This window comes from Stappia taiwanensis (assembly GCF_014635285.1).
GTDB lineage: Bacteria > Pseudomonadota > Alphaproteobacteria > Rhizobiales > Stappiaceae > Stappia > Stappia taiwanensis.
The window spans coordinates 64,763-90,241 of record NZ_BMCR01000010.1; the positions used below are offsets into that span (position 1 = coordinate 64,763).

Consider the following 25,479-nt stretch of genomic DNA (forward strand, 5'->3'; position numbering starts at 1 on the left):
GTTACCGGATCAGCTCAGCGGAATCTGAACGCCGACCGTCTTGCCGACGCTCTCGTTCCAGCGCTTGGCCCAATCCGTGCCAGCGCGCTCCGCCCATTCCGGCAGCACCGTTTCGGTCAGGATCTTGCGGGCCTTGGCGGTGTCCGCGTCATTCGGCGCGACCAGCTTCATCGACGCCGGCTTGCCCATGGAGCACTCGCCATTGCCGGTGAGGCAGGCAACGTCCATCTCCAGCGAGCCGGTGGCGGTCGCCCAGGCCGGAGCCTCGAATTCAGCCGCGACCTTGGCGGTGATCATCGCCTTGGTGTCATCGGACAGGCTGTCCCAGCGGTCCATGTTGACGGCGGTGACCACCGGATCCCAACCGCCCAGCGGCAGGGTCATCAGCGTGTCGGAAACTTCCCACCAGCCGGCGCTGTAGCCGGAGCCGGAACCGGTGACGGCGCAATCGATGACACCGCGCTCCAGCGCGCCCGGCACTTCGGAGAAGGCCACGTTCACGCCTTCCGCGCCCAGCGCTTCCAGGAACTTGGTGGTCATGCGGCCAGAGCCACGGATCTTCTTGCCGGCAAGATCGTCGAGCGACGCGATATCGCCCTTGCAGAACACCACCTGCGGCGGATACGGCGCAATCGCCAGCACCTTCGCGTTGAAGCGGTCCTTGAAGATATCCTCGACCATCGGCCGCGCCGCCTCGACCATCGCCTTGGCCTCGGCCGGGGTGGTGGCGACCAGCGGCACATCGAGGCCTTCCAGCTCCGGCGCATCGCCGACCGCATAATCGGCCACGGTCATGCCGATGTCGAACACGCCATCGCCGAGCATGCGGTAAACGTCGCCGCCCTTGATGCCCATCTGGTCGTGCGTCGTCATCTGCACGGAAATCTCGCCGCCGGAAGCGTCCGGCAGGGTCTTGGTCCAGAACGGGGTCTCGAACTGCTTGTGCAGCGGCAGGCTACTCCAGCTGCCGACCACGGACAGCTCTTCAGCCAGCGCCGGCGAAACCGCCAGAAGCACCGTGGCGGCCGAAGCGACAAGCGTATCGCGGATCATGCTCTTCATGATGTCAGATCTCCTCCAGTTGAGTTCAGTTCGACGACATACCAGCGGGACGAACCCCGCCAATCGAGAATTCGGCGGCATCCGCCGACAGATCGCTGACCAGCATCAGACCCGGTTCATGGGTGATGGCCAGATCCGGCGCCGCGTTGCGCAGGGCCAGTTGCGGCGTCACACCGCAGGCCCAGAACACCGGCACGTCGCCAGGCTCCAGCACCGGCGGATCGCCGAAATCGGGTTTGGCGAGATCCTTGATGCCGATCGCTGCCGGGTCGCCGAAATGCACCGGCGCGCCATGGGCGAGCCGGTAGCGGTCGGACAGAAGCACCGCCTGGATCGCATCCGCCGGGCGAAAGGCGCGCATCGACACCACCACCGGACCGTGGAACGGACCAGAGGGTGCGGTCTCGATCGAGGTCGCGTACATCGGCACGTTGCGTCCGGCATCCATGTGCCGAAGCGGAATGCCGGCCCGGGCAATGGCGTCCTCGAAGGAGAACGAACAGCCGAGCACGAAGGTAACGAGGTCATCGCGCCACACGGCGCCAAGATCGGTCACCGAGCGGTAGCCCTCCTCGCCGGCGTGGAACACGCGGTAGCCGGGCAGATCGGTGCGGATGTCGAGATCGGCCCCGAGCGCGGGAATGCGCGGATCGCCCGGCTCGGACACGCCGATGATCGGGCAGGGCTTGGGATTTTTCTGGCAAAAGCGCAGGAAATCACCGGCATGGCTGCTCGGCAGGATCGCGAGATTGCCCTGGAGTGCGCCGGGGGCAAGGCCGGTGGTGGCGCCGGTGAAACGGCCCTCGCGGATCAGACGACGCAGCGCGACAGGGCTGAGATCGCGCAGCCCGTCCTCAACCGCAGCAGATGGTTCCAGCGTCATGCTCACAGGCATATCCGTCCTTCTCCTTATGGGAAGGACAGGATCATCAGCCGTAATGATATTGTCAAGTGATCGTTATAAGATTTTTATGATCTATTATCAGCATCAAATTGATCGCAGAGCTGTACGGCCGAGGCCACCACTTCCCCCACCTCCCGGTTCCGTTCCGGCATGTAGGCAACGACGAAGCGCAGTGCGCTCGGCCGTGCTTCCTCCACCACCGGCAGTGGTTTGATACGCGCGCCCACCCCCTTCGCCTCGGCCATCCGTACCGGCAAAACACCGATGCCGAAGCCATCGCCGACAAGGTGGATCACCGTGGACAGCGAGGCCGAGCCGTGCAGATCCACCGGTGGCAGGCCCGGCGCGGCGAGCATCACCTCAAGCTCCCGATAGGGGGGCGTGTGCTTGGGAAAGGTGACGATGGGGCGTGCCACCAGCTCCTCCAGCGTCTGCGGACGGTCGGGCAGCTCCATCTCCCGCGAACAATACCAGCCGAGCGCCAGCGGCCGGATCGGCATCACCGTCGCGCCGGGCGGCACGCAATCGGCCAAGAGGATCGCCACATCCAGCCCATCGTCGACGAGAAGTTCCCGCAATTGCCGGGAGGTATCCACCAACAGCTCGAAGCGGACTTGCTGATGCTCCGCCTTCAGCCGATTGAGCAAGGGGCTGAGGATGGTATGGACGATGGTTTCGGCAACGCCGATGCGGATCGTCCCGGAGAGCCCGCCCTTGTGGGTCATCTGCTGGACGATATGGTCCCGGGCGGCCACAAGCCGCTGCGCTTCCTCCAGAAACCGCCGGCCGGCCGGGGTCAGGCGGACCTGTCGCCGCCCCCGGTCGAACAGCGGCACGCCAAGGCGTTTTTCCAGCGCCTGAATGCGGTTGGAGATCGCCGATTGCGACAGGCCGAACTTCACCGCCGCCGCCCGGAAGCCGCCGGCCCGGACAATGTCCTGGAGGATCTCGATGTCTTTCAGTTCGAACATGGCATCCTCCCGGCCGCCGCCATCTCATGGCCCTCCCCGGCCCGCGTCATCGTGGGGCACGCGCCGGATGTTGGCTCGCGCCCCACGTCAGGACTTCGGGGTCAGGCAAGGCCCCGCTGCATGACGCTCGCCAGCCGGCGGGCAAAGGCCGCCGCATCGCTCGGCGCCTCGCCATCGAGGATCAGCGCCTGATCGAACAGCAGGAACGCCATGTCGGCAAGATCGTCCTTGCTGCCTTCCGCGCCGAGCCGGCCGGACAGCGAGGTCACCAGCGCATGCTTCGGATTGAACTCCAGCACCGGCGCGAACATGCCCGCGCCCGCCCCTTTCTGCCGCGCCATCAGCTTTTCAAGCTGCCGGTCCGGACCATGCTCGGGCGCCACCAGACAGACCGGGCTTTCCGACAGACGGGCCGAGGCCCGCACATCGGACACCTTGTCGCCGAGCGTCTCCTTGAGGAAGGCGGTCACCAGGCCGATATCCGTGGCACTGTCGCTCTCCTTGTCGGCCTCGTCCTTGTCCGCATCCGCGCTTTCCGCCGGGATCTCGTCGAGCGCCGCCGCCCCTTGGGTCACCGATTGGAACGGCTTGCCCTCGAAGCCCTGCACCATCTGGATCCAGAACGCATCGACCGGATCGGCCAGATACAACACCTCGACCCCGCGCGCGCGGAAGCCTTCCAGATGCGGGCTGGAGGCAATCGCCTCCTGGCTCGCGCCGGTGGCGTAGAAGATCTGGGTCTGATTCTCCTTCATCGCGCCGACGTAATCGGCCAGCGAGCGCCAGCTCGCCCCATTGTCGGCGCTGGAGCGGAACCGCACCAGCTCCAGCAGCTTGTCGCGCCGCTCCGCATCCTCATAAAGACCTTCCTTCAGCACCGGGCCGAAATTCTCCCAGATGGTGTTGAAGGTCTCCGCGTCGTTCTTCGCCAGCTTCTGCAGTTCCGAAACGATGCGGTTGGTCACGCCCTTGCGGATGGATTCCAGCACCGGGTTGGTCTGCAGCATCTCCCGCGACAGGTTGAGTGGCAGATCGGCGGAATCGATCACGCCGCGGGCAAAACGCAGCCACGCCGGCAACAGATCGATGTCATCGGCGATGAACACCCGGCGGACGTAGAGCTTGACCCGCCCCTTGCGGTCCGGATCGAACAGGTCGAACGGCGCCATCGACGGCAGGAACACCAGCACCGAATATTCATGCCGACCCTCGGCCCGGTAGTGCAGGGTCAGCGCCGGATCGTCGAACTGACCGGAGACGTGGCCGTAGAACTCCTTGTACTCCTCCTCGGAGATGTCGGATTTCGGCCGGGTCCAGAGCGCGGTGCCATCGGCCAGTTGCCGCTCCTCGGTGCCGCCCTCGGTGGCCGCGCCGTCGTCCTCGCCTTCCGTCGCCTCCTTCGGCGCCAACAAAACGATCGGCACCGGTACATGCGCCGAATAGGCCCGGACGATGCGCTCGATCTTCGCCGGCTCGGCGTACTCGGCCGTATCCTCTTTCAGATGCAGCACCACCCGGGTGCCGCGCGCGGGCGCAGCATTCAGCTCCACCGGCTCGATGGAAAACGCGCCCAGCCCGTCGGAACGCCAGCACCAGGCGCTGTCCTCGCCGGCGGCGCGGCTGATCACCTCCACCTCATCGGCCACCATGAAGGCAGAGTAGAAGCCGACGCCGAACTGGCCGATCAGCGCCGAGCCGTCCTTGTTGTCGCCCAGGCTGTCGATGAAGGCGCGGGTGCCGGAGCGGGCGATGGTGCCCAGATTGGAGACCATCTCCTCCCGGCTCATGCCGCTGCCATTGTCGGCAACGATCAGAAGGCGCTTGTCCTTGTCCGCTTCCAGCCGGATGGCGAAGTCCGGATCGTCCCGGGTCAGCTCCGGGCGCGTGACCGCCTCATGGCGCAGCCGCTCGCAGGCATCGGCCGCGTTGGAGACCAGCTCGCGCAGGAAGATGTCCTTGTTTGAATAGACCGAGTGCACCATCAGGTGCAGCAAGCGCGCCACCTCGGCCTGAAAGGCATGGGTCTCCGGCGCGCTGGCATCGGTGGTGGCGGTGGTGTTTTCGCTGCTGCTCATTGGTCCTGATCAGGCTCCCTGTTTGAATACTGGTTGGTCCGCCGGTTGTCCGGGCGGCAGACATATTGTTCCGCCCGGCGCCGGAATCAAGCATCGCTCGGGGTCACCACACGCCTTCTTCCTGTGCAACGCGTTTCAGCGCCGACGGCCGGTCCGTGACGATGCCGTCCACCCCGAGCCGGATCAGCCGGCGCATCTCCGCCTCATCGTCGATGGTCCACACATGCACCGCGATGCGCCGTGCACGGCAGTGGCGGAGGAACCCCGGCGTCACCAGCGGGATGCCGTATTTTCGCAAGGGCACCTGGGCACAGTCCACATCCGGCGTCGGAAATGGCAGGTGCCAGGAGCCGAATTTCAGCGCGGCAACGCTTCTCGGCCCGGAGCTGAGGCAGACCGCCGGTCCCAGCGCCTGACGCACGGCCTTCAGCCGCCGGTCGGAGAAGGAGGCGACGCAGACCCGGTCAAGACAGTCCAGCTTGCGCAACAGATCGAGGGTCGGTTCCAGCGCCTGGTCGGTCTTGATGTCGATGTTGAAGCGCATCGCGGGCCACGTCAGCAGCGCCTCTTCCAGCGTCAGCAGCGGTTCACCGCCACCGATCCTGACCGCGCGCAGGGCCTCGTAGGGCAGCTCCGACACCACCCCGCGCCCGTCGGTGGTGCGCTCCAGCGTGTCGTCGTGGAACACGACAACCACCCCATCCGAGGACGCCTGCACGTCGATCTCGATGAAGCTGTAGCCGAGCGCATTGACCGCCGCGAAGGCCTGGCGGCTGTTTTCCGGGTTTTCCAGCCCGCCGCCGCGATGGGCAAGGGCGGCGAAGCGGTGATCCGCGAGATAGGGGTGGATCGCCATGGGTCAGTCTTCCGCCTCTCTGGCACGGTCTGTCATCGTCCCTCCTCGACGCTGTGCGCAATCTTCGGCGATCGTCAGGGCCAAGGGCAAGGCCCGCCGGCGCGCCGTCCCCCGGATTGAGGGAAACGCGAAGCCGGGGTCGAATTTCACGCCAAGGTATGAAATTCTGCCCAAACATCAACGCCGCCGGGACATGACCATGCGCCTTGCCTCCGCCCTTCGCCTTCTCCTGTCCTTCTTCGCCCTGTCGGCGGTGCTGGCCGGCACCGCCCTTGCCGCCGAGCGGCATGCGCTGGTGGTCGGCAATGCCGATTACGACAGCGCCACGTTGACGCCGCTGAAAAACCCGGCGAATGACGCGGCCCTGATCGCCGATTCTCTGAAATCCGCCGGATTCGACGTGACCCTGGTGCTGAATGCGGATCTGCGCGGCATGAAACGGGCGGTGCGCGCCTTCACCGACAAGCTTTCCGCCGCCGGCGATGGCAGCCTGGCCGCCGTCTACTACTCCGGGCACGGATTCGAGGCGGGCGGACGCAACTATCTGGCGCCCTTGAAGGCGGACCTGCGCGATGAGGTCGATGCGGAATTCGAGGCCCTGTCCGTCGACTGGCTGCTGTCTGCCGTGGAGGCGGCCCATGGCGGTGCCAACATCGTCATTCTCGATGCGTGTCGCAACACCGCACTGACCCGCTCGGTCGGCGGCACCGCCGGCGGTTTCACCTTGCTGCAGAGCACGCCGCGCGGCAGCTTCATCTCCTTCGCCACCGCGCCCGGCAGCACCGCAACCGATGGCAGCGGCCTCAACAGCCCCTATACGGCGGCCATCGCCGAGGAGATTCTCGTTCCCGGCAGCAGCGTCGAGGCGGTGTTCAAGAAGGTGCGCCAGCGGGTGGTCGCCGCCACCGATGGCGAACAGGTGCCCTGGGACCATTCCTCCCTGACCGCCGATATCGTGCTGTTGCCCGCTGGCGCCCCCCAGACGGCGGAGGCCGGCAACGCCGACGCCTCTGGAAACTCTGGCAAGGTCAGCGCCGTCCGGCTGGAATTGCAGCTCTGGAACGACGTCAAGGACAGCGGCTCGGCCGAACAGCTTCAGGCCTATCTCGACCGCTATCCGCAAGGGGCCTTCGCCGCCCTCGCCCGCGACCGCTTGGCAAAGGCGGGAACCGGCGCCGGCGGCGAGGTGGAACGGCTGTTCGCCCAGCTTGCCAGCCGCTCGCTGATCGTCGACACGCCGACCCAGCCGCATGAGTTCTACGCCAACGCGCGCCTGCGCGAACTCAAGGGCGATTATCCGAAGGCGCGGCAGGATTACCTGAAATACTTCGCCTTCGGCATGCCGCAGGTGGACCCGCATCTGCGCTTTCAGGCGGTGCTGAAGATCCAGGAGGGGCGCGCCGGCGCCCGCGAGGTCTACCGCGCCCTGTCGCAGGGCCGGCGCGACCCGACCACCCTCTTCGCCGAAATCCTACTGGAAGACCGCGAGGAACGGGTGCGGCGACTGACCGCCTTCCTCGACGCCGAGCCGGAGTTCACCCCCGCCCTTTATGCCCTCAGCCTCGACTATTCCCAGGCGCGCCTCGGCCAGCAGTCGCTCGCCGACAAGACCCGAGAGGCCGAGCTTCTGACCCGTTTCATGAAGGGGGTCGAGGAAGGCCGTTTCCTTGGCTACTACATCGACCAGCAGATGGCGGCGGAGCAGCTGGAGGATGCCCGCACCCGGCTCGCCGCGCTGTCGGTGATGAATTCGGCCATCGCCCGCAATCCGGTCACCCTCAACGCCATGCGCTCCAACCAGGGCTGGATGCTGACCCTGGCCATCGCCGACCGCGCCCGCGAGATCTTCATCCGCCTGCCGAACGGCGAGTTCCGCTCCACCGGTTTCGTCTCCGGATCCGTCGACCCGACCACCGGCCAGCCTGTTCCCTATCCCGCCTTCGAGCTGCCCGGCAGCGCCGGAAAGACCAGCATCGAGGTGAAATACCTCGATATTCGGGGGGAGACCCAGGGTCCCTTTACCTTGGACTTCAACCCGGCGTCCGCCCTGGTGGCCGGCCAGAAGGACATTCTCGAACGCATGTCCTCCGGCTGGCTGAGCTATCGCGACTGGGATGGCAAGCTGCTGGTGTATTTTACCCATCTGATCAGCTATCGCTGCGCCATCTCCGAGGTGCGCTACGGTATCGACAGCGACACGCCGGACAACACGTTCCCCATCGGCGCCTGCGATCCGGACAATCCCCATGCCATCCCCGACAACGGGCCGGGCTCCAAGGTGTATACCGATATCCCCAAGGCAACCCGCTATCTCTCCGTCCAGCTCAGCTATGCCGACGGCACCCGCTCCGAGATCAAGCGCTTCGATGCACCGCAATGACACCCGCCCGGGGCCGCGCCCCGCGCTGCTGATGGCCGCCCGCCTCCGTGGGCCGGGTCCGCAGTGAGCGCGCCCCTCGCCCCGCCCTTGCGCTCGCGGCTGCGGCTCCTGCGCCACGGGCTTCTCGCCGCCTGTGTTGCGGTGCTGCTGGCGCTTCCGCTCGGCGCCCGGCTCGATCCGCTGATCGGCGATCTTGTCACCGCCGGCCTCGGCCCACATCCTTCTGCGTCTGAACGGGACCGGATTGTCGTCGTCGCCATTACCGAGGACACGCTCTCCGGCTTTCCCTATCGCTCGCCCATCGACCGGGGTTTTCTGGCCGCGCTGATCGAACGGCTGGACAGGGCCGGCGCGCGCGCCATCGGCATCGACATCCTGTTCGATCAACCCAGCGAGGCGGCAAAGGACAGCCGCCTGTTTGCCGCCATCGACGCGGCCAGCGCGCCGGTGGTGCTGGCCGCCGCCCGCGCCCGCGACGGACTGACCGAACGACAGGCGGCCTATGTCGCGCGCCATGTGCTCTCCCGCCGCGCCGGGCTGATCGTGCTGGAGCGGGACGAGATCGACGGCATCGTGCGTCACCTGCCCCGCCCGCGCGGCCGGGAGGAGACGCCAATCCCCGGCTTTGCCGAAGCGCTGACAACGGCGACCGGCGCCAGCGCCGGCACCGAAGCCGCATCAGGCCGCATTCTCTATGCGCCCAGCCCACCGGGCGCCCCGGACTTCGCCCTCTATCCGGCCCATGCGGCGGCTCTGTTGCCGGATGACTGGTTTGCCGGAAAATACGTTCTGATCGGCACGGATCTGCCGGACATCGACCGCCACCCGACACCACTTGGCACGGCGGCCGGCAGCGCCGCCGGCACCCGGCCGGGCATTGTCATCCACGCCCATATCCTGGCGCAGATGCTGGCCGGCCTCGCCTTGCCGACCCTGCCGGCACTGGCCGCGCCACTGCTTGCCGCCCTGGCCGCGCTGGCAAGTGCCCTCTTGTTCAGTCTGCCCGGCTCGCCGCGCCTGCATTACCTGCTGCTCGGTCTCGGACTTGTCCTTTCTGGCACTGCAAGCTGGATGCTGGTTCGCAGCGGGACCCTGCTGCCGCCGCTCGTCGCCCCGACGCTTGCGGCCATCGCCACGGCCCTCGCCTTGTCGCTGTGGCGCTGGATCGCCGACCGGGCGGACCGGGCGTTCCTGCGCACCGCCTTTTCCCACTACGTCAGCCCGGCGGTGGTCAAGCGTCTTTCCTCCGGCGATCTCAAGCTGGCACTTGGCGGGGAAAAGCGCGAGGTCACCTATCTCTTCACCGACCTGGAAGGCTTCACCGGCCTGTCCGTAACGCTGCCGCCGGCGGTGCTGGCCGGTCTGCTCAACGATTATCTCGACGACATGTGCCGGCTGATGACCGAGCATGGCGCCACCATCGACAAGATCATCGGCGATGCGGTGGTCGGTTTCTTCGGCGCCCCCGATGCCGACCCGGAGCAGGCCCGCCATGCGGTGGAGCTGGCGCTGGCCATCGACGCCTTCGCGGAAGATCATCGCCGCCAGCTCGCCAGCCGGGGCATCGCCCTTGGCGTCACCCGCATCGGCATCCACCGGGGCGAGGCGGTGATCGGCAATTTCGGCGGCAGCCGTTTCTTCGACTACACCGGCATCGGCGACACGGTGAACACCGCCGCCCGGCTGGAGGGTGCCAACCGCTATCTCGGCACGCGCATCTGCGTCAGCGAGACGGTGGCCTCTGCCGCGCCGGACCTGAGCTTCCGCCCCGCTGGCGAATTGGTGCTGAAGGGACGAAAGACCCCCCTCGCCTGTTTCGAGCCGCTACCGCCACACAGGGCGGACAGCGATTTCACCAAGGCCTACCAGGCTGCCTTCCGCCTGATGCGCGACAAATCGGATGCAGCCAGCGCCGCCTTCGAGGCCGCCCTTCGCCTTGCGCCGGAGGACCCGCTCGCCCGGCTGCACGCGGCGCGCTTGCGAGCCGGAGAGGAAGGCGCAACACTCGTGCTTGCTGGCAAGTGATCCATGAAAGGTGAGACCCGGATGCACCGCTTTCTTCGTTTCTGTCTCCTCTGCCTCGCCCTGACGCCCGTGCCGGCCATGGCGGCGGAGCTGCTCGTCATCGCCGTCAGCGGCCCGGTAGCGTCACTGGAGCCCGGCCAGTCGGTCGATCCTGCCGAAACGCTGACCCTTGCGACCGGCGCGCGGATCACCCTCCTCAAGCAGGATGGCACCATGCAGACGCTTCAAGGGCCGTTTTCCGGCACACCCGGGGACAGCGGCGCGACGACGGCCGGGACGGCGAAAAGCGGCAGTTTCGCGGCGCTGAAGACCCTGCTCGGCGACAGCGACGCCCGCTCCACCGTTCTCGGCGCGGCCCGGGCCGGCGCCGGCGAGCTGCCCGCGCCCCCGGGCATCTGGCACCTCAGCACCGACAGCTCCGGCCCACGCTGCACCGATGGCACCGTGCTGGTTCTCTGGCGCCGCGATCCCGGCAAGGCCCTGTCCGTGTCCGCCCGCACCCAGGACGCCCGGGTCAAGGGTCTAGCTTGGCCCGCCGGTGAGGCCGCGCTGAAGCTTCCGGACGATTTTGCGAAAAGCGAGGGGCGGCTGGCGATCTCGCTCAACGGCACCTTGCGCGATCTCACCCTGATCCGGCGACCGGATGCCTTGGCGGACGCCGCGCCCGGCGCCCTGCTGTCCTGGCTGACCGACAACGGCTGCAACCGGCAGGCGCTGGCGCTGATCGACCGGGTGCATGCTGGAGCGCCGCTCGACTGAAGCGGCGCGGCTCAGGCGAGGGCGGGTTGCGGCCGGCGGGTTCGCAGCAGGATGAACACCATGACGGCGATGTTCATGAGGTTCCAGGCGATACCATTGAGGAACGCTGCCTGATAGGAGGCTGTCAGGTCATAGATCCAGCCCGACATCCAGCCGCCCAGCGCCATGCCGACGATGGTCGCGGTGATCACCGTGCCGACCCGCTGCCCGGCCTCGCGCGCCGGCAGGTATTCACGCACCACGATGGCATAGCTGGAGACGATGCCGCCCTGGGACAGGCCGAAGATCAGCGAGACCATGTAGAGCGAGGCCAGCCCGTCATAGGGAATGTAGAGCAGCAGGGCGAAGCATTGCAGCACGGCGCCGAGCAGCAAGGTCGGCACCCCGCCGATCTTGTCGGCAAGAAGGCCCGACAAGAGCCGGCTGGCAATTCCGCCGAAGAGCATCAGCGACAGCATTTCCGCGCCCCGCGCCACTCCGTAGCCCAGGTCGACGCAATAAGCGACGATATGCACCTGCGGCATCGACATGGCGACGCAACAGCCAAGACCGGCAGCCACCAGCAAGGCCTGCAGCGCGCCGGGAGACAGGGCAACCTTGCGCGACGGCGCGTCGCTGATCGGCGCCAGGTCCTGCGCATCGCGCAAGGCGGAGGGCGGCGGCCGGCGCAGAAGGAAAGCCGCCGGAATGAGAAGAGCGAGACAGATCAGCCCGGCGACGAAATAGGCCGTGCGCCAGCCATGATCCTCAATGATTGCCTGAAGCAGCAAGGGCCAGAGCGCGCCGGCGAAATAATTGCCCGAGGCGGTCGCGGCGACCGCAAGCCCGCGCCGGCGGGCAAACCAATGCGACACATCGGCCAGCAGCGGTCCGAAGGTGGCCGCCGAGCCAAAGCCGATCAGTCCCCCTTGAAGCACCGCAAAGAGCAGCAGGGATTCAGCCTGAGAGGCCAGCAGCAGACCCGAGCCGAGCGCCGCCGAGGAGATCGCCAGCGGGAAGGTCACCCCATACCGGTCGACGAAGCGGCCGATCAAGAGGTTGCCGGCGGCAAAGCCGATCATGGTGGCGGTGTAGGGCAGCGAGGCATCGGCCCGGTCGACGCCGAACTCCGCCTCTACCCCTGGCAGAACGACAATCACCGACCACATGCCGACGCCGCCGACGGTGGCCAGGAGCAGCGACAAGAGCAGCCGTGCCCAGGCATAGCCGCTGTCGACGCCGCCGTTCCAGAATCCTGTCGTCTCCCGCATGACATGCGTCCCCGGTCGCGCCCCACAGGCGGTCTCACTCCACCTCACCTCAACTACAACGCGAGAGATGGCTTGGCAATCGCACCGGGACGTCAAGGCGTCCCGGCCGCTGTTGCCTCGTCAGGCGCTCTTGTTCAGATCGGCGAAGGTACCACCACGTTCCGCCAGATCGACCAGCAGCCGGGCGGGTGTCCAGAAATACGGATCCTCCTCGGCAAAGCTGCGAAGATCGGCGAGGATGGTGTCGAGACCGACCTTGTCGGCATAGTGCATCGGTCCGCCGCGCCAGCGCGGGAAGCCATAGCCGGACAGCATGGTCACATCCACGTCCAGCGGCCGGAGGGCAATGCCCTCCTCCACGATCTTCGCCGCCTCGTTGATCATCGCCGCCATGTAGCGCCGCAGGATTTCCTCGCTGTCGAAGCTGCGCGGCACGATCCCCTTCTCGGTCCGCTCGGCGGCGATGATCGCCTCCACTTCCGGGTCCGGTTTGCCGCGCCGCGCGCCTTCCTCGTAAAGATAGTAGCCTCGGCCGGTCTTCTGGCCGAACCAGCCGCGCTCGCACAGCCGGTCGGCGACCCCGACCACCCGCTCGCGCGGATCGCGGGTCGCGGCCCGGCGCTTGCGCCCGGCCCAGGCGATGTCGAGCCCGGCCAGATCGCTGACGGCAAACGGGCCCATCGGGAAACCGAAGGCAACCAGCGCCGCGTCGATCTCGTAGGGGCTCGCCCCATCCTCGACCATGTAGTCGGCGGCCTTGCGGTAGGCGTTCAACAGCCGGTTGCCGATGAACCCGTCACAGACACCGGCGCGCACAGCGATCTTCTTCAGCTTCTTGGCCAGCGCGAAGCCGGTCACCACCACATCCGCCGAGGTCTTGTCCCCGACGACCACTTCCAGAAGCCGCATCACATGGGCCGGCGAGAAGAAATGGAAGCCGATCACATCGGCCGGACGGGAGGTGGAGGCGGCGATCTCGTCCACATCGAGATAGGAGGTGTTGGTGGCCAGGATCGCCCCCGGCCGGCAGACCGCATCGAGCCGGGCGAACACCTCCTTCTTGACCGCCATGTCCTCGAACACCGCCTCGATCACCAGATCGGCGCTGGCAAGCGCCTCATAGTCGGTGACGGCGGCAAAGGCATCGGCCAGGAGCGCGTCCCGCCGCGCCTCGCTCATCTTGCCCCGGCGCACGCCGTCGTTCAGCAGCTTTTCCACGAGGCTCCGCGCCCGCTCGGCGCTGTCCGCGTCCCGTTCAATGAGCGTGACGGTGAGACCGCCGGCAAGCGCCGCAACCGCAATGCCGCTGCCCATGGTGCCGCCGCCGATGATGCCGATCCGGGCAAGGTCGCGCGGGGTCGCCGTGCCCGCTTCCGGGATCTTCGCCACCGCCCGCTCGGCAAAGAAGGCATGGATCAACCCGGCCCGCTGATCGGAGCCCATCAGCTCGGTGAAGAGCGAGCGTTCCCGTACCAGCCCATCGGCAAGCGGCAGATCATAGGCAGCCTCGATCGCGTCGATGGCCACCACCGGCGAAAGCTGGCCGCGCGCGCGGCGCGACACGGTTTCGCGCCAGGACGTGAACAGCTCCGCATCCTTGGTGCCCGGGTCGATTTCCCCGGTCCGCCGGGCGCGGCACTCTTCCACCAGCAAGCGGCGGGCGAACTCAAGACCGGCGGCCCGCGCATCCTCGCCTTCCGCGACATAATCGACGATGTTGAGCCAGTCCGCCTCCTGCGCACCCACCTGGCGCCCGCTGGTGATCAGATCGAGCGCCGCTTCCGCGCCCGAAAGCCGGGGAAGGCGCTGAGTGCCGCCGGCACCGGGCAGGATGCCAAGGGTCACCTCCGGCAAGCCAACCCGGCCACTTGCCAGGATCACCCGGTAGTGACAGCCAAGGGCCACTTCCAGCCCGCCGCCGAGCGCGGTGCCGTGCAGGGCGGCGACCACCGGCTTTTCGCTGGCCTCGATCCGATTGATCACATCCGGCAGGAACGGCTCGGCCATCGGCTTGCCGAACTCGCGAATATCGGCCCCGGCAATGAAGGTGCGGCCCACCCCGTAGATCACGGCGATCCGCGCCTCTCCATCCTCGGCAAACCGGGCGATGGCCGCGTCAAGCCCGGCCCGCACCGCCTGCGACAGGGCGTTCACCGGCGGATTGTCGACGGCGATCAGGGCGATGCCGTCTTCGACGGAATAACGAACCGGTTCGGTCACGGGACTGCCTCCTAGCATGGATTTTCTATTGGATATTGTGCGCTGCGGCGCATTCTAGGGGCCGCAGGAGATGTTTCAATCTTAAAATAATTTCCTCAGGTCCATGCCGCGCCCCGGCGGCCTACCCTTGCAAGAGCGCCGCGAGCCTATCGGGCGCCCCCTGCTCCAGCTCATCGACGGCCGCAAGCAACCGGCCCGCCGCCGCCTTGCCGAGCAGCGCTTCCGCCTTGACGGTGAGCTTGCCACGCGAGACCTCAAACGGCACCGGCCGGTCGAGATCGACATGCCGGGAGAGGCTCCGCCCATCCTCCAGCTCCAGCGCGACCCGGGTTTCCAGACTGCCGAACCCGTCATTTGTCGTCACCTCGACCCGGTCACGCAAGCGAACAAGATCCGCCCGGGTGCAGATGGCATCGGTGTAGGTGGTGAGCGCCGCCGTCGAGCGGCCCGACAGCACCAGCGCGGCAATCAGCCGGTAGCTGAATTTCGCTTCAAGGCCGGTGCGCGGTTCGGCGATATTGCAGACCGCGAGCCAGCGCGGATGCACCTCAATGACCACCCGCGCGATTTGCTCCGGCCGGACCGGCTCCGCCGACAGAAGCTCCAAGAGCGCCTCGATCGCCGCATGGGTGCCGTGGCAACAGGCATGAAACTTGTACTGCACCCGGGTGAAGCGGTAGTCCCGGCCCAGATCATCGAAGGCGGCCACGGCCTTCGGGTCTCCTGATGCGGCCACACCCGCTCCGGCCCCTGCTCCAGCATGGGTCGCGGCAAAGCCTTGCGCACAGGCCAGCCCCTCTGGATTGGAGATGAGCCCGAGCACGGCAAGGGTCGCCGTCTCCACCCCATTCGCGGCGGCGATCCCGGCGTGATAGGGCTTGCCCATGGTGCCGAACTGGGACTTCAAACCCGAGGCCCGGGTGGACATGAGCCCAAGTGCATGGGCCGTCCGCTGCGCATCCAGACCGAGCAGGCGGGCCGAGGCCGCCGCCGCGCCGAAGGCGCCGGCGGTCGCGGTCTGGTGAAAGCCGGCCCGGTAGTGGGCATCCCCCAGCCAGGTGCCCACCCGACAGGCGGTCTCCAGCCCGATGATGAAGGCATCGAGCAGGGCCGCGCCATCCGCACCGGTCTTTTCCGCCAGCGCCAACGCCGCCGGCAGGATGGCAACGCTCGGATGGCCGATATAATCGAAATGGGTATCGTCGTAGTCGAGCGCGTGGGCGGTCGCGCCATTGGCGAGCGCCGCCGCCCGTGCCGGCAGGCGGCGACGACTGCCGACCACCGTTGCCTGTGCCGCCCCGCCCTCTTCCTCCACCATCGTCCGGACGATGGTCGCAATCGGCTCGCCCTTGCCGGCAAGCCCGACCGCCACCCAGTCGAGCAGCGACAGCCGGGCACTGACCCTTGCCTCAGTGGGGATGCTACCGCGCGGCGTCTCGGCAATGAAAGCGGCAAGGCGGGCACTGATGCCCATGCCCGCGCCTTCCAGCGGCTCAAGCCTGGGAGACGGCCGGGTCATGCGCGCATCTCGGGATCGCGTGGCGAATCGGCTATGCTGGACGTCACATTCAGGCTCCGCCGCGCGATATCCTGCGGCAAGGGCCGCATCCGATCCGGTTCCCATGTGGATTTCACGCCGCATCTCCTCCATTCGTTTACCCCGGTCCGGGTATCGTGCTGGACAGGATGATTGCCTGCGATCACACCTGCAAGCAAGTCACCGCACCACCGAACCGAGCGCGCGCTCCGGCAGCGCATTTCACACGACGAGGATCCCATGCTGAAACGTTTGATACCCGCCGTCTTTCTTTCGCTCCTGGCGGGCGGCGCGATGGCGGCAGAGCTGAAAGTCACCGATGTTACGGTCGGCACTGGCGCGGAAGCTAAGCCTGGCGGCACGGTGGTGGTGCACTACACCGGCTGGCTGATGGACGGCAGCAAGTTCGATTCCAGCCGGGATCGCAACCGCCCGTTCAAGTTCCCGCTCGGCGCCGGCCGGGTGATCCGCGGCTGGGACGAGGGCGTTGCCGGCATGCGCGTCGGCGGTCGCCGCGAGCTGATCATTCCGCCGGAAATGGCCTATGGCGCGCGCGGCGCCGGCAACGTGATCCCGCCCAATGCCACCTTGAAGTTCGATGTGGAGCTGCTCGGCGTCGAGGGTCAATAACCGCGAACGCCCCCGTCGACAGACTGACACTGGAAGGCCGGCCTCGGTCGGCCCTCCGCTCCCCGGCCCTTCCCGCCTCAAGCGTCGTCGCGTTCCGCCGCCCGCAGCATGCCGACCGCCCGGCGCGTCCGCTGCAGCGCGGTGATATGCGCCAGCGCTGAATAGAGGGCGAGCCCGACGATCACCACATCGGACGAGGCGACCAATGACGCTGGCACCGCGCCGGCGATGATCAGCATTACGCACAGGAAAATCGTCCGCTCCAGCCGTTCGAACAGATCCGGCCAGGCCTCGTTGCTGATCGGCATCTCAATGGCCGTGCGGGCCTTGGCATAGCTGGTGAACACCCCGCCCGACAGCGCCAGCAGCGCCAGCGCCCAGGCATCGTTGACATAGGCGATTGCCGCCAGCACCGCCAGTTCCTGATAGCGGTCGACCATCGCGTCGAAATACCCGCCCGAGCGACTGCACATGTCGCGCCGCCGCGCCACCGCCCCGTCCAGCGCGTCGAAGGCGAAGGAAAACGCCAGCGTGACGCCGAAGATCAAAGCATTGCCGTGGATCGCATAGGCGAGCGAGGTTGCCGCCACCAGCAGAAGGCCGGTCGCCGTCACCTGGTTGGGCGTCATGCCGATGCGCACCAGCGGCGTGGACAGGCTCTCCCACAACGGGTCGATATGGCGTTTGAACAGGCCGTCGATCATCGATACTGGTTCCGTTTCCTGGCCGGTCTCACCCAGCGCCGTGGTGTGAGGCTCAGCGATAGAGCTTGAGAAGGCGGGAGCGCTGCCGGTCGAGCGCCCGGTAGCGACTGTCGAGCCGGGCCATGCCCGCCGGCTGCGGGTCGTAGCTGCGGGCGGGCAGCGCCGAGAGGACCGGAGCCGCCGCCTCGACGCTCTCGAACCATCCAAGCCCTGCGCCGGCGATCACCGCCGCGCCGAGAACCCCGGCATTGCGCGGCTCGCGCACGTCGATCCGCCGCTTCAGCGCATCGGCCAGCGACTGAACGAAATGCGGATTGACCGCCGCCCCGCCGACCAGCGGCATCGGCAGGTCGTTGCGCACGCCCTTTTGCCGCGCGACCTTGGACATGGCCCAGCGCATGTTGAGCGCCACCCCTTCCAGCACCGCCCGCAAGAGCGCGTTGCGGTCATGCTGGACGCTGAGCCCGTAGAAAACGCCACGCAGCCGGTCGTCATCGACCGGCACCCGCTCGCCGGCAAGCCACGGCACGAACACCGGATCGCTCTCGGACGGCTCGCCGATATCCTCGTAAAGCGCGCCCAGTGCCGCATCGCTGTCGCCGGCGGTCTCGCCGGTCAGCCGCGCCGCCCAGGCAAAGGCGGTGCCGGCGCTCTCCTGGGTGGCGATCAGCAGCGGCCGGAAGCCGACGCTGCTGGCAATTGTTGCGTAGGAATGAAAGATGTCGATCCGCCGGGAGGGAAAGAAGCCGGAGAGCCAGGCACTGGTGCCCGCATAGGCATGAAGCTGCCCATCCGCCATTGCCCCGGAGCCGATGGCCGCCGCGTTGACATCCCCTGCCCCGGCGATCACCGGCAGGCCGGCGGCAAGCCCCAAATCCGCCGCCGCCGAGGCGGTCAGGCCGCCGACGGTGCTGGTGCCATCGACGATCTCCGGCAGCTTGTCGAGCGGCAGCCCGAGCCGCCCGGCGAGATAGGGCGACCAGCCCTCCCGGCCGGGGCGGGTGTCCATCATCCAGGTGAGATTGGCGCTGTCCGCCGTGGTGGTGAAACGGCCGGTGGCACGGGCCAGCAGCCAGTCCTTGACGTCGAGCAGCTTGTGCGACGCGGCCCAGACCTCCGGCTCGTTCTGCTTGACCCAGAGCATCTTCGCCGGCGGATCCATGCCATTGTGCGAGGGCGCGCCATTCGCAATCCGGGTCCAGGCGATCAGCTTGTCGAGCCGGTAGCCGGCAATGGAGGGGAACCCGCCATTCATGCGCCGCGACAGGGTGCCCGCGCGCTTGTCCAGCCAGATGATCGCCGGGCGCAAGGGGGCGGCATCACGATCGGTACAGACGAGGCCGCACATCTGAGCGCTGAACACCAGCGCGGCACAGCGCGCGCCAAGGTTCTCGACCCTACCGGCAAGCCCGGCGACGCCGGTGCGGAGTGCGTCCCACCAGTCCTGCGGGTTCTGTTCCGCCTGTCCCGCTGCGGGAAAGGACAAGGGGTAGGCGACGACCACGCTGGCGATGATCGCAAGCTGCCTGTCCACCGCCGCGAGCTTGACGCCCGACGTTCCGAAATCGGCGGCGATTACCAGATCGCGCCCCTGCGCCTTAGCCTGTTCGCTCAAGCCCTGTTCCCAACCTGATCGTTCGATTGCCCTTTCGCCGGCCACGGGTTTATAGAGACTTGCAATCGAAGAGAACAGTCCACCGCACCATTCATCCCGTTCCGGCCCGATCGCGGCGAAGAGCCCGCTCCGGACCGGCCTGCCGGAAAGGCGCTCGATGCCGGAAGCCAGCACCACCCAGCCCCACAACACCGAGACCGGAATGGATGTGGTCTACACCTGGGTCGATGACACCTTCCCCGGCTATGCCGAGACCCTGCGCGAGCATGCAAGCGACAAGCGGGATCTCAACCCCAACCGCACCCGCGACAATCTCGACCTTCTGAAATATTCACTGCGCTCGCTGGAGACAAACGCGCCCTTCGTGCGCCGGGTGCACCTCTTGACCTGCCGCCCGCAAGTGCCGGACTGGCTGAACGCCGACCATCCCGATCTTCGCCTGGTGCATCACGACGAGATCATGGATCCGGCGATCCTGCCGACCTTCAACTCCTTCGCCATCGTCAGCCATCTGGCAAAGCTGCCGGAGCTGTCCGAGCGTTTCCTCTATTTCGAGGACGACATGCTCGCCTTCGCGCCGTTCCAGCCGGAGGATTTCGTGAACGCGGACGGCCTTCCCCGGATCTTCGCCAAGGGCCATGACGCGCCGGTGCATGAGAAGCTCAACCCGGAGACTGAAAGCCCCTGGAACCTGGCGCTTGCCACCGCCAATGCCGCGCTTGACCGGGCTTTCTCGAAGAAGAGCCGGAAGTTTCTCGCCCATGGCCCTCGGCTGATCGAGCGGGCGCTGTTCGAACAGATGTGCGCCACCTTCCCGGCGGAGATCGAGGCGACCCGCTGCTCGCGCTTCCGCGCCAATGGCAACGTGCCGCCGGAGTATCTCTACCCGCAGTTCCTCATTGAGACCGGACGGGCGGAGCTGGCCACGGCGACGCAGACCCGCCGCATGACCGGCTACGCCTCGCTGGAAAACATCCTGCCCTGGACCTGGTTTCAGCTCACCCGGATGGAACGGCGCCGCCCGGCGACCGTCACCCTGAACGACAGTTTCAACAACCAGCCCAACCCGCGCGTGGTCGCCTATGTGCGCCGGACGCTGGAGCGCTGGTTTCCCGCGCCCTCGCGCTTCGAGAAACAATAGACGCCGCCCTCGGGCTATCGGCCGAGCGCGGCCTGGAACACCTCAACGAACGCAGGGCCAGCCCGCGCCACGTCGAAGCTGGCCGCATGGCCTTCAGCCCAGGTGCGCAAACGCGCCCGCTCCTCCGGCTTTCGCGCCAGATCGATCGCCAGCGCCGCCAGCGCCGCCGCATCGCCCGGCGGCACCAGCAGCCGCGCACCCGGGCCGGTCATCACCGTGGCATAGCCCTCGTTGGCCGCCGCCAGCGGCAAGGTTCCAGCGGCCATCGCCTCGATCAGCACCAGACCGAAGCTCTCGCCATAGGGCGAGGGCGCGGCGAGAAGGTCGGCGCGTGCCACCAGCTCCCGTGCCATCGCTGCATCCGGCACGGGCACGAGCCGAATGCGGTCGCCGCCGGGTCCCGCCATTGCCCTGTGCACCAGCGGCTCCAGCTTGCCGCCGCCAGCGACCGTCAGCCGCGCGCCCTTCACCGCCTCGGCGAGGACCGGCCAGGCGGACAGCAGGACATCAAGCCCCTTGCGTTCCTCGAACCGGCCGAGAAAAACGATCTCCAGCCCCTCGCGCGCATCGGGCGCAGCGCTTGCCGCCTCCCCCGCCTGTCGCCACGAAGACAAATCGATGGTCGGCGGCAGCACATGCGCCGGCGTTCCCGTCGCCTCCGGGCGCAAATGCGCCAGCGGCGAGACCGAGGGCACGATGGCCGCCAGTGACCGTTTCAGGAAGTAGCGCGCCGCCCCGGCCAGTGCCCGGCCACCGGCGCCGGTGGTCTTGTCCGCCGGCAGGGTGGCGTGAAAGGTCGTCACCGTCGGCAGCCGCAGCCCGCGCCACACCTGCCAGGCCATCAACGGTGTCCAGGGCGTGTGCAGATGCACCAGTTCCGCCCCCCAGTCGCGCAACTCCGCCACCAACCTGCGGCGGGCACCCGGGCGGGCATAGGTCAGTTCAAAGCCGGTGCCGAACAGGGAAAACCCGCGCCCGCCGCCGATGTGGTCGACGTGACCAAGGCCTGTCCCTGCGACCGGCAGCGGCGCGACGATCCGCACCTGATGCCCGGCCTGTTCCAGCCAGGCAGCAAGGTCGAGCACATGGTTTTGCACCCCGCCCGGGCGGGTCAGGTCATAGGGGCAGATCTCGACGATCTTCATGAAGCGGCCCGGCCGAAGGACTGCAGCCCGGCATCGACCACATCCGTCACCGCATAGGCGATGAGGAACACCACCAGCCAGCCGATGCTGCCAAATGCCCAGCCGGCCAGCAGCAGAAGCGGAATGGCACCGCTGAGACCGGCGACGAAGGCAACCAGCACCTCGCCCGCCGAAATGCCCCCCAAAACGCCTGATGAGATCCCCGCCGCCGCATCGGCGGTGGCCTCCGCTTTTGCCGGGCCGGCGTCGCGCACCACCCGGGCGTAGAGCCGCAGCCAGCCGGCGGCACAGCCAAGCGCGGTCCAGAAAAAACCGGTTCCGGCGACCCGGTCGGCGAGCAGGCCGATACTGGCATAAAGCAGGCCCCAATGGGCCATGTCGACAAGGAAATCGAGCATGCCGCCGAACCGCGACGCCCGTGCGGTGATCCGGGCAAGCGCCCCGTCAACGCAATCGAGGATCAGCACCGCGCAGCTCAAGGCGACGACAGCGGGGCCGGCGACAGAGAGCGGCAACAGCCCGGCGCTTGCCGGCAACATCAGCACCAAAAGGCCGGAAAAAGCGGTGATCGCGCTCGGGCTCACCGCCGTCCGGGCGAAGAGCCAGACCAGCGGAAAACTCCAGACCCGGAAGAAAACCACCACCGCCCAGTCGCCGCGCAGCTCGTCCTCTATCTTGCCGTTCCGATAATCGGCGGCGAGTGCCGCCAGCGTTGGCTTTCGCCGCATGTCACCGATACCCACACTGTCCCTTGCCGAGGCGTCACGCCTCCCCTAATACTGACCCGCCTTATCACAAACCGATGGTCCTATGCGCAATATCACCGCTATTCTTCTTGCCGCCGGACGGGGCGTGCGCATGGGGGCCCGTGGCCGGATGACGCCAAAGGGCCTTCTGTCGATCGGCGACCGGTCCTTTGTCGAGGAATCGCTAGATACCTTGCGCGCCCATGACATCGGCGCGATCCGGATCGTCACCGGCCATCTGGAAGAGCAGTATCGGGAAATGACCGCCAAGGGGCAGCCCGGCGTGACGCTGACGCATAATCCCGACTATGCGGTCAAGGGATCGCTGCACAGCCTCCTGGTCGGCCTCGATGGCCACACCGGCCCGTGCCTGGTGCTGGAAACCGACCTGATCTATGAACCGCGTGCCATTGCCGCCGCCATCGGCACGACGGACTGGTCGGCGCTGCTGGTATCCGGACCGACCGAGGCCGGCGATGAGGTCTATGTCTGGGCGGATGACCGCACTGGCAGCCCTTGCCTGCGCGACATGTCGAAGAGCGCCGGCCAATGGCCGGATCATCCCCATGGCGAGTTGGTCGGCATCACCCATCTCACTGCCGAAGCGGTCGAGGCGCTGAAGGCAATCGGCGCGGAGATGGTGGCGGAAACGCCGATGGCCGATTATGAATCCGGTCTGGTGGCGCTGGCCCGCGAACATCCGGTGACCTGCCCGAAGATCGACGATCTCGCCTGGGCCGAGGTCGACGACGAGACCATGCTCGCCCGCGCCGCCGAGCGGGTCTATCCGCGCATTGTCGCCGCCCGCCAGACTGCCACGAACCAAGGCACCGCCGGCACCCCGGTTCCCGCCTGAGGTCCCCGGCTTTCCGTCAATGGGGCCGCGACAGCACCCGCTGTGCGGCAAGCGTTCCGCCAAGCGCCAGAACAATCGCCAGCCAACTGCTGGTGAAGCCTGACAGGCTGCCGATTTCCCCCATCGCCCAGGAAACCTTGGTCGCCACCAACGCCAGATAGCCGCACAGGGCCAGCGCGACGATCCGCGTCGGCGCGATGATCCGCCCCGAGCCGGCAATCGGTGCAAGGCTGGCGCCCAAGAGCGCATAGGCGCCAGGCAGGAACAACGCCGCCCAGCGGCGCCACAGCGCCGCATCCACATCTGGTGTCTTCAGCGGATTGCCCGCCTCCGCCAGCCTCTCCAGCGGCGCCTGCGGCAGGTAAAACGCCGGAACGTCATAGAATTCAAGGGTTTCGGGAAACAGATCCAGCCGGATATCGATACTGTCGTAGCGGGTCATCAGATAGAGCGATTTGCGCGCGTAGCCCTGGCTGCGGGCCGCCCCCTCACCGCCCTGTTGCGGCAGGCTGGCCCAGAGATCGACATCGTAGAACCGCCAGAAGTTCTCATGCCCGGTCGGCACGGCACGCCTGGCGACCAGCACATCGCGCAGATCGCCGCTCACCACCCCCCGGTAGAGCTCCACGCCGCGCAGCTCCGGCGCCCCGTCGCGCAGAACCGTTGCCCGCAGCGCGTTGCCGCTCAGGACGAACCAGCGCTTTTCGCCAACGACACCACGGGCAAAGCGCGCGCCATAGCCGCCCAGTTCCAGCTCCGCCTGGGCAAACACCGCCGCCGGACGCCACCAGCGTTCAAGCGAGAATTGCAGCGCGCCGGTGAGGCAGCCGAACACCGCCACCACCGCCAGTGTCTGCGCCGGCGACCAGCCTGCCCCGGCCAGAACCGTCGTCTCGCGGTTGAACAGGCGATAGAGCTCGGAGGCGAAGAGGCCGATGAAACAGGCCACCGGAAACAGCCGGGTGACGATATCGACCGCCCGGTAGAGCAGATAGCGGGCCAGAATGCCGCCCTTGCCCATCTCCAGCACCTCGGCCCGCGCCAACACGTCATCGAGGTTCTGCGCCAGATCGATCGCGAAGGCGATGATCAGGAACATCAGCATCACCAGGCTGGTCACCCGCAGATAAAGCAGCAGCGCCCGCCGCCCGGCAATGCCGAACACCGGCGCCCGCGCGCCGGACCAGGTACCCGCCTGCCGCCGTCCCAAAAGCGTGGAGGTCAGGGCGCTCATCATCATGCCCGCTGTCCGACCGGGCGCAGCAGGGAATGGCGGCGCACCCGCACCATCACGCCCAGCAGCAACAGTGCGGCCACGGCCATTGCCACACCGCCGCCGACCATCGTCCATGCGCCCTTGCCGGCCAGATCGGCAAGCGCCGAACGCAAGACAAGGTCGAATGCCAACAGCGCAGCGCAGGCCGCCGGCATGACGAAGAAATTCGACAGTCCACCTTGTGCCAGAACACAGGCGACCAGCGCCATGACCGGGGCCACCAGCGCCGCCAGCGCCCGGCCATAGCGTTCCGCCGCGATCTCCCGGGCCTCGCGCGCCGTGTCGCTTGCCCCTTGCGCCCACAGGGCTTCGGCGAAGGTCCATTCCTCCGCCACCTCGCTGCGCGCCGCATAGCGCAGGATGTTGCGCAGGCTCACCGGCACCTCGACGTTTTCCACCCGCACCAGGGGCAGCATCGGCACATCGGCGATATCGGGCTCGGCGAGCGCCCTGAGGTTCGGCCCGCGTCCGCTGCTCGATACCGCACCGCTGCCGCTCTCATCAATGCGCTTGAAATCATAGGCATTCACCCGGCCGAGCCCGAGATTGTAGTTCCCTTGCGCATCCGGACCGATCAGCTTCCAGTCCTCCGCCTGGGTCACGCGCCAGGCGCCATCCTCTCCCGGCTGGTGTACGAACAGGCTCTCATGCGGCGGCGAAACGCTGCTGTCGCTCAGCGCGGCGAAGGTCTTGCCGCGAATGGTCTCGATCAGCGTTCCCTCGCTGGGTTCGGTGATCCGCCGGAACAGAAGATCGCTCGTCAGGTTGAACACCACCGCCCGGTTGGTGCTGGCGGCCAAAGGGTTGAGGAAACCGGACACAAGCAAGCTGGCGCCAAAGGCCAGAACGCCCACCACAAGCACCACTTTCAGGGCCAACGACCAGGACACGCCAGCGGCGGACAGCGCCACCAGCTCCCGTTCCTCGCGCGCGGCGACAAGCGCGAAATAGACGCCGATGACGCAGGCCAGCGCCAGGGCGAAGTCGAAGATCTCCGGCGAGGTCAACACCAGGATCGACAGCGCGGCGACAATCCCGCCGCCATTGCCCAGCACCTCTTCCAGAATGCCGGTCAGTTTTTCGGCGAGAAACACCACCTCGATGGTGGCAACGACGATCACCACCTTGGCCAGAATGCGTGCCATCAGGGCGCGCGAGGCAACGCCGCCGATCCTCATGCCGGACCGTGCCGCATGGGAAAAGGCGCAGGCCGCACGCCTGCCCGCCGCCCATGGCGCATCGCATTGCGTTGGTCTGTCCGCATCGTCTCCGGGCCGGTTTCGTGATAGTCAGTCGGCTGCAACACCGCCCGATTCCCTTTAATATC

General features: G+C 67.3%; 20 protein-coding genes. 6 read left to right on the plus strand and 14 right to left on the minus strand.

The genetic code is table 11. From position 1 onward, the window contains the following. Positions 1-9: 9 nt before the first annotated feature. From IEV83_RS18425 to IEV83_RS18445, 5 genes are all read right to left on the minus strand, one after another. Positions 10-1,062, minus strand: a complete 1,053-nt coding sequence (locus IEV83_RS18425; RefSeq protein ID WP_209003243.1) for a TRAP transporter substrate-binding protein — start codon at positions 1,060-1,062, stop codon at positions 10-12. A gap of 25 nt (positions 1,063-1,087) precedes the next feature. After that, positions 1,088-1,945 (minus strand): putative hydro-lyase, encoded by an 858-nt coding sequence (locus IEV83_RS18430; protein WP_371873496.1) that lies wholly within the window; start codon positions 1,943-1,945, stop codon positions 1,088-1,090. 86 nt (positions 1,946-2,031) lie between these two features. Beyond that, on the minus strand, positions 2,032-2,937 hold the full coding sequence (locus IEV83_RS18435) for a LysR family transcriptional regulator (RefSeq protein ID WP_181760680.1): 906 nt from the start codon (positions 2,935-2,937) through the stop codon (positions 2,032-2,034). A gap of 101 nt (positions 2,938-3,038) precedes the next feature. Continuing rightward, positions 3,039-5,012 (minus strand): molecular chaperone HtpG, encoded by a 1,974-nt coding sequence (htpG, locus tag IEV83_RS18440; protein ID WP_181760681.1) that lies wholly within the window; start codon positions 5,010-5,012, stop codon positions 3,039-3,041. A gap of 103 nt (positions 5,013-5,115) precedes the next feature. Further along, positions 5,116-5,868, minus strand: coding sequence for a glycerophosphodiester phosphodiesterase family protein (locus tag IEV83_RS18445; protein ID WP_181760682.1), 753 nt, complete (start codon positions 5,866-5,868; stop codon positions 5,116-5,118). A 199-nt stretch (positions 5,869-6,067) separates the two neighbouring features. On the opposite strand from IEV83_RS18445, the gene IEV83_RS18450 reads away from it, so the two are divergent. The 3 genes from IEV83_RS18450 (at position 6,068) to IEV83_RS18460 (ending at position 11,032) form a co-directional block, all read left to right on the plus strand. After that, the gene (locus IEV83_RS18450) at positions 6,068-8,248 is read left to right on the plus strand and encodes a caspase family protein (RefSeq protein WP_181760683.1); all 2,181 of its coding nucleotides are present in this window, start codon (positions 6,068-6,070) and stop codon (positions 8,246-8,248) included. Between the two features lie 63 nt (positions 8,249-8,311). Beyond that, complete coding sequence (locus IEV83_RS18455) at positions 8,312-10,273, plus strand: adenylate/guanylate cyclase domain-containing protein (protein ID WP_181760684.1); 1,962 nt, start codon at positions 8,312-8,314, stop codon at positions 10,271-10,273. A gap of 21 nt (positions 10,274-10,294) precedes the next feature. After that, entirely contained in the window at positions 10,295-11,032 is a 738-nt protein-coding gene (locus tag IEV83_RS18460; protein ID WP_181760685.1) for a hypothetical protein, read from the plus strand. A gap of 11 nt (positions 11,033-11,043) precedes the next feature. Here IEV83_RS18460 and IEV83_RS18465 read toward each other — a convergent pair whose 3' ends face one another. From IEV83_RS18465 to IEV83_RS18475, 3 genes are all read right to left on the minus strand, one after another. Continuing rightward, entirely contained in the window at positions 11,044-12,282 is a 1,239-nt protein-coding gene (locus IEV83_RS18465) for an MFS transporter (protein WP_181760686.1), read from the minus strand. Between the two features lie 120 nt (positions 12,283-12,402). Continuing rightward, a complete protein-coding gene (locus IEV83_RS18470; protein ID WP_308683745.1) occupies positions 12,403-14,502 on the minus strand; it encodes a 3-hydroxyacyl-CoA dehydrogenase NAD-binding domain-containing protein in 2,100 nt (699 codons plus the stop codon). 121 nt (positions 14,503-14,623) lie between these two features. Next, positions 14,624-16,021 carry an MmgE/PrpD family protein gene (locus tag IEV83_RS18475; RefSeq protein ID WP_244628244.1) on the minus strand — a complete coding sequence of 466 codons (1,398 nt, stop codon included), beginning with the start codon at positions 16,019-16,021 and terminating at the stop codon, positions 14,624-14,626. 312 nt (positions 16,022-16,333) lie between these two features. Between IEV83_RS18475 and IEV83_RS18480 the strand changes: the two genes are divergently transcribed. Continuing rightward, the gene (locus tag IEV83_RS18480) at positions 16,334-16,669 is read left to right on the plus strand and encodes an FKBP-type peptidyl-prolyl cis-trans isomerase (RefSeq protein ID WP_244628249.1); all 336 of its coding nucleotides are present in this window, start codon (positions 16,334-16,336) and stop codon (positions 16,667-16,669) included. 77 nt (positions 16,670-16,746) lie between these two features. Here the strand turns inward: IEV83_RS18480 and IEV83_RS18485 are convergent, their stop codons facing one another. Together IEV83_RS18485 and IEV83_RS18490 are read right to left on the minus strand one after the other, a co-directional pair. Then, positions 16,747-17,373, minus strand: coding sequence for a CDP-alcohol phosphatidyltransferase family protein (locus tag IEV83_RS18485; RefSeq protein ID WP_181760689.1), 627 nt, complete (start codon positions 17,371-17,373; stop codon positions 16,747-16,749). 52 nt (positions 17,374-17,425) lie between these two features. Beyond that, on the minus strand, positions 17,426-18,988 hold the full coding sequence (locus IEV83_RS18490) for a xylulokinase (protein WP_181760690.1): 1,563 nt from the start codon (positions 18,986-18,988) through the stop codon (positions 17,426-17,428). 157 nt (positions 18,989-19,145) lie between these two features. Here IEV83_RS18490 and IEV83_RS18495 point away from each other — a divergent pair, with 157 nt between their 5' ends. Continuing rightward, positions 19,146-20,129 carry a stealth family protein gene (locus IEV83_RS18495; protein WP_181760691.1) on the plus strand — a complete coding sequence of 328 codons (984 nt, stop codon included), beginning with the start codon at positions 19,146-19,148 and terminating at the stop codon, positions 20,127-20,129. A gap of 14 nt (positions 20,130-20,143) precedes the next feature. Here IEV83_RS18495 and IEV83_RS18500 read toward each other — a convergent pair whose 3' ends face one another. Together IEV83_RS18500 and IEV83_RS18505 are read right to left on the minus strand one after the other, a co-directional pair. Then, positions 20,144-21,274, minus strand: a complete 1,131-nt coding sequence (locus tag IEV83_RS18500; protein WP_181760692.1) for a glycosyltransferase family 4 protein — start codon at positions 21,272-21,274, stop codon at positions 20,144-20,146. Next, positions 21,271-22,002, minus strand: a complete 732-nt coding sequence (locus IEV83_RS18505) for a CDP-alcohol phosphatidyltransferase family protein (protein ID WP_181760693.1) — start codon at positions 22,000-22,002, stop codon at positions 21,271-21,273. Before IEV83_RS18505 ends, IEV83_RS18500 begins: the two co-directional genes overlap by 4 nt. Positions 22,003-22,084: 82 nt before the next feature. Here IEV83_RS18505 and IEV83_RS18510 point away from each other — a divergent pair, with 82 nt between their 5' ends. Continuing rightward, positions 22,085-22,876 carry a phosphocholine cytidylyltransferase family protein gene (locus IEV83_RS18510; protein ID WP_181760694.1) on the plus strand — a complete coding sequence of 264 codons (792 nt, stop codon included), beginning with the start codon at positions 22,085-22,087 and terminating at the stop codon, positions 22,874-22,876. A gap of 16 nt (positions 22,877-22,892) precedes the next feature. On the opposite strand, the gene IEV83_RS18515 is transcribed toward IEV83_RS18510, so the two are convergent. Continuing rightward, positions 22,893-24,116, minus strand: coding sequence for an LptF/LptG family permease (locus tag IEV83_RS18515; protein ID WP_181760695.1), 1,224 nt, complete (start codon positions 24,114-24,116; stop codon positions 22,893-22,895). Continuing rightward, on the minus strand, positions 24,113-25,330 hold the full coding sequence (locus tag IEV83_RS18520; RefSeq protein WP_181760696.1) for an LptF/LptG family permease: 1,218 nt from the start codon (positions 25,328-25,330) through the stop codon (positions 24,113-24,115). Before IEV83_RS18520 ends, IEV83_RS18515 begins: the two co-directional genes overlap by 4 nt. Positions 25,331-25,479 lie beyond the last annotated feature (149 nt).